The sequence below is a fragment of the Siminovitchia fortis genome (genome assembly GCF_007681465.1).
Classification (GTDB): domain Bacteria; phylum Bacillota; class Bacilli; order Bacillales; family Bacillaceae_C; genus Siminovitchia; species Siminovitchia fortis.
In genome coordinates this window covers 24,569-31,142 of the sequence record NZ_VEKZ01000048.1, presented here as the reverse complement: position 1 = coordinate 31,142, position 6,574 = coordinate 24,569, and the positions used below count along the sequence as shown (strand labels likewise).

Annotated in this window: 8 protein-coding genes; 5 read left to right on the top strand and 3 right to left on the bottom strand. The window is 45.5% G+C overall.

Translation table 11 applies throughout. The features are described from left to right. Positions 1–18 precede the first annotated feature (18 nt). The gene (locus tag FS666_RS14245) at positions 19–483 is read right to left on the bottom strand and encodes an alpha/beta fold hydrolase (protein ID WP_186306568.1); all 465 of its coding nucleotides are present in this window, start codon (positions 481–483) and stop codon (positions 19–21) included. A 279-nt stretch (positions 484–762) separates the two neighbouring features. On the opposite strand from FS666_RS14245, the gene FS666_RS14240 reads away from it, so the two are divergent. Beyond that, a complete protein-coding gene (locus FS666_RS14240) occupies positions 763–1,608 on the top strand; it encodes an Rpn/YhgA-type helix-turn-helix domain-containing protein (RefSeq protein WP_144462820.1) in 846 nt (281 codons plus the stop codon). 82 nt (positions 1,609–1,690) lie between these two features. Beyond that, entirely contained in the window at positions 1,691–1,873 is a 183-nt protein-coding gene (locus tag FS666_RS14235; protein WP_120075464.1) for an Rpn/YhgA-type helix-turn-helix domain-containing protein, read from the top strand. Between the two features lie 198 nt (positions 1,874–2,071). Here FS666_RS14235 and FS666_RS20490 read toward each other — a convergent pair whose 3' ends face one another. Together FS666_RS20490 and FS666_RS14230 are read right to left on the bottom strand one after the other, a co-directional pair. Then, positions 2,072–2,200 carry a hypothetical protein gene (locus FS666_RS20490; RefSeq protein WP_260842227.1) on the bottom strand — a complete coding sequence of 43 codons (129 nt, stop codon included), beginning with the start codon at positions 2,198–2,200 and terminating at the stop codon, positions 2,072–2,074. Positions 2,201–2,228: 28 nt separating this feature from the next. Next, positions 2,229–2,609, bottom strand: a complete 381-nt coding sequence (locus tag FS666_RS14230; protein ID WP_120075466.1) for a hypothetical protein — start codon at positions 2,607–2,609, stop codon at positions 2,229–2,231. A 139-nt stretch (positions 2,610–2,748) separates the two neighbouring features. Between FS666_RS14230 and FS666_RS14225 the strand changes: the two genes are divergently transcribed. The 3 genes from FS666_RS14225 to FS666_RS14215 are packed head-to-tail and all read left to right on the top strand — an operon-like array spanning position 2,749 to position 6,350. Then, positions 2,749–5,067, top strand: a complete 2,319-nt coding sequence (locus tag FS666_RS14225) for a xanthine dehydrogenase family protein molybdopterin-binding subunit (protein ID WP_144462822.1) — start codon at positions 2,749–2,751, stop codon at positions 5,065–5,067. 3 nt (positions 5,068–5,070) lie between these two features. Next, positions 5,071–5,889: an FAD binding domain-containing protein gene (locus tag FS666_RS14220; protein ID WP_144462824.1), complete on the top strand. Its 819-nt coding sequence runs from the start codon at positions 5,071–5,073 to the stop codon at positions 5,887–5,889. Positions 5,890–5,915: 26 nt separating this feature from the next. Further along, entirely contained in the window at positions 5,916–6,350 is a 435-nt protein-coding gene (locus FS666_RS14215) for a (2Fe-2S)-binding protein (protein ID WP_144462846.1), read from the top strand. The last annotated feature ends 224 nt before the right edge of the window (positions 6,351–6,574 follow it).

Below are 6,574 nucleotides of genomic sequence, written 5' to 3'. Positions count from 1 at the left end.
ATCTAAATAAAGCATAAATCAAATCCCCATCTGAAAACAGGTGGGGATTATTTGACGCTTACGTTTGAAAAGAAGCGGTTCCTTGTAAACAGCCAGCAAACCGATAACAGTTCCCCATGAATGTCCGACAAGGTACAGATTATCTTGGCTGAATCGATCAAGCAGATAATGGCTCACTTCGATTGTATCTTTCACAAATTGACGGATATTCATCGTACTTGCAGGAATGTCTTTTGCATAAGATAAACCGGCACCTCTTTGATCCCAATTCACCATAACAAAGTGGCTTTCAAGCCTTTTCTGCATCTTTCTGGCAAAGCCGATTTGAGCGGCACCAGGCCCACCATGCAGCATAAGCAATACAGGCTTTCTTTTGTCTTCACCTCTAATGTAAAGCCACTGGTCAATCCCGCCAATTTTCAATTTGAAAAGTTCCGAAATTGAATGATCGCCTTCTATACTGTACGCTTTTCTTGTAAACATGAAATCACCCAGACTATTTGTTTGAATAGATTTTACCATAATGACGTTGAATGGATGGTGTACCATGAAAAAAGCAGACCGTATAAGAAGATATGAGGCTTTGAGGACTTGCGATTGAAACAGGTTTCCACAGGCCTTATCCTATTGCGGAGTGCGTCGCTAAACGGGGGCTTGCAATCTTCCTTATTTTTCGGATATTTCGGTTCCCCTCTTGATAAAAATCAACTAGTGATGTAAACTGAATAAAACGGAACGTTTGTTCTTAATAGGAGGGGTAATATGCTTGACCATGATCGATTGTTCAAATTGTTGATTGAAACATTTTTCGAAGAATTCATCATGCTCTTTTTACCGGACGCATTCGAAGCCATTGATTTTTCAGATATCACCTTCTTAAATCAGGAAATCTTTACCGACTTGATGGAGGGTGAAAAGAAGGTTGTCGACCTGCTGGTCAAAACAAGATTGCGTGGAGAAGACAGTATTATATTAATTCACGTTGAGCCACAATCTTATTACCAAGAAAACTTCAATGAACGCATGTTCATCTACCACAACCGCCTCTACGAAAAACACCGCTTGCCAATCCTACCAGTTGCTTTATTCACCTATGACGAGAACAAAATTGAACCTGATGAGTTTGTAATTCAATTTCCGTTTAAAAAAATTGTATCATTTAAATACGTCACAATTGAATTGAAAAAGTTGCCATGGCGCCAATACATACAACAGGATAACCCCATCGCTGCGGCATTATTGAGCAAAATGGGGTATACTAAAAAAGAAAAAGTAAAAGTAAAGAAAGAATTTTTGCGTATGCTTCTCCGTCTTCAACTAGACCCGGCAAGAATGCAAATGCTGACGAGCTTCTTTGAAACCTATTTGAAGTTGGATGAAAAAGAACAGCTGATTTTAATGGAGGAAATTCAAATGATGGAACCAAAGGAGGAGGCTGAACTGATGGAATTAATCACTTCGTGGGAGAAGAAGGGGAGAGAAGAAGGCGAGAAACAAGAAAAGATAAAAATTGCGAAAAACATGTTGAAAAAAGGAACAGATGAAGCCTTTATAATTGAGGTAACCGGCCTTTCAAAAGAAGAATTGGAAGAAATTAAAAAAGCATGATGGAGTCAAACCTGATTGGTTGTCCTTTTTTTGTAGGCCCACAGGACGGTCCAATGACAATCCAAAGGAGGAGGCAGAACTGATGGAACTGATCACTTCGTGGGAGAAGAAGGGGAGAGAAGAAGGCCGAAAGGAAGGCGAGAAGCAAGAAAAGATAAAAATTGCGAAAAACATGCTAAAAAAAGGAACAGATGAAGCCTTCATAATTGAGGTAACCGGCCTTACGAGAGAGGAATTGGAAAAAATCAAAAAGGGTCAAATGTAGGCAATCTGACTGGTTGTCCTTTTTTGTAGGCCCAATCAGATGGTCCAAAATACAGAAACCGGCATTAAAATAATCCGGAAAGCGTTACTGCTTCCTTATTGCTCATCGCCACTTTTTTTACAAGCCCAATTTAGTCAGGCCGGCTACCCTATTTTAGCTAATCATCAAAAGGAGCCTCCAAAAGCGGAAGCTCCCATTTTATCTATAAGCCCCGGCATCTGCCGGTTTGGTCTCCGTACCGAAAAATAAGAAAGCCCCCAGCAGTACGGCAACGATAAAAAGAGCCCCTTTTGACGGCTTTATCGTTGGAACATCTGTTAACGCCACAAGATTAACCACCTTTCATATCCATGTGTTAAGTTTTAAAGTAGTCTCCAAGATGATCAAAAAATTGCTTTTTTGTCTCCGGTGCAACCTCAGTTTTTGGTACTCCGAAGATGGGCCCGCTGACGACAATGGAAAAAAACCCCGAGCCGATCAATGTACCTCTGACACTGATTTGGCCAAATATCAACAGGAGAGCCAAAATCAAGTCAATTGAATCTATAACAATCGTGGCTATCTTTGATTTCCCGGCCAATCTCCTTCCCCCTGTGATGGGACCTTGGAGTGGTATGGAAAAGCCCCCGGCCGGTTGAACAAACATCCCGTTCATTGTTATTTGACCCGATATCAACAGGAAAGCGGTAATCAGGTTAATATCCAAATATATCCATTCAGCCGTGTTATTTTCCAAAAGTGTCACCCCTATTCCTTATGCTTAATGTATTCATGTTTGGATGTTCCCGCAACACCGTCAACAATATCATTTTTCTGCCATCATGATCATAAGATGAAATAGCATGCCATTGATGCGGTTGGGGGTGACTGGAATCATGAAGATCATTGGGCAAAGCGTATTCAGGAAGGAATCCTGGGAAAAAGTGACCGGAAAAGCGAAATATACGAACGATTTTGAGCCGAAGGAAATGCTGTTCGGCAAGCTTGTGACAAGCCCGTACGGCCACGCTAAAATAAACCATATTGATACATCCGAAGCCATAAAAATGAGAGGGGTCCGCGCTGTGATCACAGGCGGAAAGTTTCCGCTCACGGGGGAAGAGATGCGTGACCGCCCGCCGATTGCCGTTGACCGGGTGCGGTATTATGGGGAGGTTGTCGCCATTGTCGTCGCGGATACCCTTGCAACAGCGCAGCTCGCAGCCAGCCAAATCCACATTTCATATGCCCCTCTTCCGGTTGTAAACTCCCCAAGTGCGGCACTCCAACCGGGCGCTCCTCTACTTCACGAAAACCTTGGAAGCTATGAAAAAATTGCCGGCGTGTATCCGGTGCCGGGGACAAATATCGCTTCCAAAATCAAAATCCGCAAAGGAAATATTCGAAAAGGCTGGGAAGAGAGCGAAGTTTCTGTACAGTCCACCTTTTCCTTTAATCCATCTGACCATGCGGCGATGGAAACCCGCTGTTCTTTTGCACAAATCCATGAAGACGGAAAGGTTGAAATCACTTCGTCATCACAGGCTCCTTTTATGATCAAAAAGCTGATGGCCACGTATTTTGGCATTCCAACAGGCAATATTCTTGTGAAAACTCCTTTAGTGGGAGGGGCCTACGGCGGGAAAGCGTCCGTACAGCTGGAAATCCTGGCCTATATCGCCTCAAAGGCGGTAAACGGGAGACTGGTGAAAGTGGTCAATGACCGCGAAGAAGATATGGTTACCTCTCCCGGACATATCGGCCTGGAGGCAACAGTGAAGCTCGGCAGCACAAAGGACGGAATTTTAAAAGCTGCAGAGCTGCTTTATTTATGGGACGGCGGCGCTTATTCCGATAAATCGATCGACCTGGCCAGGGCGGGGGCCGTTGACTGCACAGGGCCTTACAGGATTGAAAATATATATTGCGATTCACTTTGCATGTACACGAATCATCCTTATCCCGCGCCGTTCAGGGGTTTCAGCCATTCGGAAGTCCACTTCGCTTTTGAGCGGACGATGGATATGCTTGCAAAAAAATTGAACATGGATCCGCTTGATTTCAGATATAATAACGCAATCAAGCCGGGTGATACGACACCTACCCAAGTAAAATTGACTAGAAGCAGCGTCGGGAACGTGCAAAAGTGCATTACCAGATTGAAAGAATTGATCCATTGGGATGACGGGCAAAGGATCGAAGTTGGCGAAAACACGATCAGAGCCAAAGGAGTCAGCTGCATTTGGAAAACTTCCACAATCGATACGAACGCAAGCTCCGGAGTTATCTTAACGTTCAACCCGGATGGAAGCATCAATTTAATGTCCGGCGTCGTTGAAATCGGAACGGGAACGAAAACGATTTTGGCACAGATTTTAGCGGAAAGATTGAAAATGCCGGTTGAAAAAATCCATGTTCAAATGCTTGTGAATACCCAAAATACGCCGGAGCACTGGAAAACAGTTGCGAGCAGGGCAACGTTCATGGCGGGAAGGGCGGTTCTCAATGCAGCCGACGATGTGATTTTACAATTAAAGGAAAGAGCTGCCTGCATTTTGCGTGCCCCGGCTGAAGATTTGGAAGTGGGGTATGAAAAAGTGTTTCTCCGAGATGACCCCGACATCCATATTCCTGTAAAAGATATTGCCTATGGCTTTGTATATCCCAATGGAAATACAGTCGGCGGCCAGATCATCGGCAGCGGAACCTACACGCTCAGACATATGACGAGACTGGATAAAGAAACGGGTGCGGGCAAGCCGGGGCCCGAATGGACAGTCGGCGCTCAAGGCGTGGAAATTGAAATCGATACGAGAGCATACCGTTATCGGTTGCTGAAAGCTGTATCCGTCATTGATATCGGCAGGGTTTTAAATCAAAAGACAGCCGAAGGACAGGTGATGGGGGCGATGAATATCGGCTTGTCCTTCGGGGGGCGGGAAACCTTTATCTTTGACAAATATGCGCGGGTTCTCAATCCCCAGCTTCGGACGTACCGGCCGATACGCTTTGGGGAGCAGCCGGAATATATTGTCGATTTTGTAGAGACCCCTCAAATAGACGCACCGTATGGAGCGCGCGGCGTCGGGGAGCATGGCCTGATCGGCATGCCGGCGGCGCTGGCGAACAGCTTATCCGCGGCCCTTGGAGTCGAGCTCCGCCATTTGCCGCTTACACCGGAATTGTTGTGGAGGACAAAAGAAAGGGGGACGTAAACATTGCTGCCGGCTTATGTGGAATATTACCGCCCTGCCAAGTTGCGGGAAGCAGTGGAATTGTTCCAGAAATTAAAACAGGCAAACAAAGAACCGATGTATTGGTCCGGCGGAACCGAAATTTTAACGCTTGGCCGGCTGAACATAGACACACCGCGTTCCATTATTGATATCAAAGGAATCCCGGAAACGATGGTTTTGGAAAAAACTTCACGGTTTTTAAAGGTCGGCGCTGTTATTCCTTTGACCACTCTCGAAGAAGAGAATAGCTTTCCGTTATTAACGGAGGTTTCAAGTGGGATCGCAGACCGGACTGCGCGGAACAAGATTACCATTGGTGGAAACATTTGCGGGAAAATTTTTTACAGGGAAGCGATATTGCCTTTCCTTCTGGCAGACAGCCAGGTCGTCATAGCGGATCTTCAAGGAGTGAAGGAAGTTCCTATTAATGAGTTAAAGTTGGAAGAAGGCCAATTGCTTGTCACTATTCAAACAGATACAGACTTTCTTCAACTGCCTTTTACTGCGCAAAAAATACGGAAGCAGTGGGAAACCGGTTATCCTCTCATTACCGCCGCGGCGGTCAAAGCAGCCGGGCGGATCCGGGTTGCCTTCAGCGGTCTATGCCCGTTTCCGTTTCGGTCATTAGAGATGGAAAAAGAATTGAGCAGTTTAGATGAAACTTTGGAAAACAGGGTCGACCGGGCTCTGAAGCATGTGCCCGAACCGATTTTGGATGATATTGAGGGATCAAGGGAGTATCGGCTGTTCGTATTACGAAACCTGTTGATGGATTTTTTGCACGAACTGGAGGGAGCCTAGTGGAAACACGGAAGTTCACAGTAGAAATGGAAATAAACGGTGAAATGGCGGATATTGAAATTCAAGCTGGCGAAACACTTTTACATGTCCTCCGCAATAAACTTGGATTGACAGGTGCGAAGCCCGGCTGCCTGAATGGGGACTGCGGAGCCTGCACGGCCATGGTTGGGGAGCTCCCTTTTAAAACGTGCATCATGCTGGCTGTGGAAGCGGCCGGCCAAAAAATTACAACAATCGAGGGATTGCACGACACGCCGATCCAGCGTGCTTTTATTGAACATTTCGCTTTTCAGTGCGGCTACTGTACGCCGGGATTCATCATCAATTGCCATTCATTGCTCGAAAACCACCCCAATCCATCAAAAGAAATGATCAAAAGCTGGCTTTCATCTAACATATGCAGATGCACGAGCTATCAGGAAATCAACGAAGCGGTCCTGTCCGTGATCAATAGAAAGTGAAAAGGCACCTTTTCTTATTAAAAAGGGTGTCTTTATTTCTGAGAAAGTATAAGAATTTTTAGCTTTAAAATTTTGAACAAAGCCATTTGTTGTCTAGCTCCAGCGCCTATCGACTAGCAGACTTCGCACCTCCTCCTACGATAAGTCAACATCGGCTCGTTCCTCGCCGTGTTTCCTTTATCTCGTCGGAGGCACTCCAGTCTGTACGTCGATGGGCAAGGCGC

What these genes read in the sequence shown, in the direction of transcription:
- FS666_RS14245 (WP_186306568.1), bottom strand. Translation starts at nt 483, where the DNA reads ATGTTTACAAGAAAAGCGTACAGTATAGAAGGCGATCATTCAATTTCG.
- FS666_RS14240 (WP_144462820.1), top strand. Translation starts at nt 763, where the DNA reads ATGCTTGACCATGATCGATTGTTCAAATTGTTGATTGAAACATTTTTC.
- FS666_RS14235 (WP_120075464.1), top strand. Translation starts at nt 1,691, where the DNA reads ATGGAACTGATCACTTCGTGGGAGAAGAAGGGGAGAGAAGAAGGCCGA.
- FS666_RS14225 (WP_144462822.1), top strand. Translation starts at nt 2,749, where the DNA reads ATGAAGATCATTGGGCAAAGCGTATTCAGGAAGGAATCCTGGGAAAAA.
- FS666_RS14215 (WP_144462846.1), top strand. Translation starts at nt 5,916, where the DNA reads ATGGAAATAAACGGTGAAATGGCGGATATTGAAATTCAAGCTGGCGAA.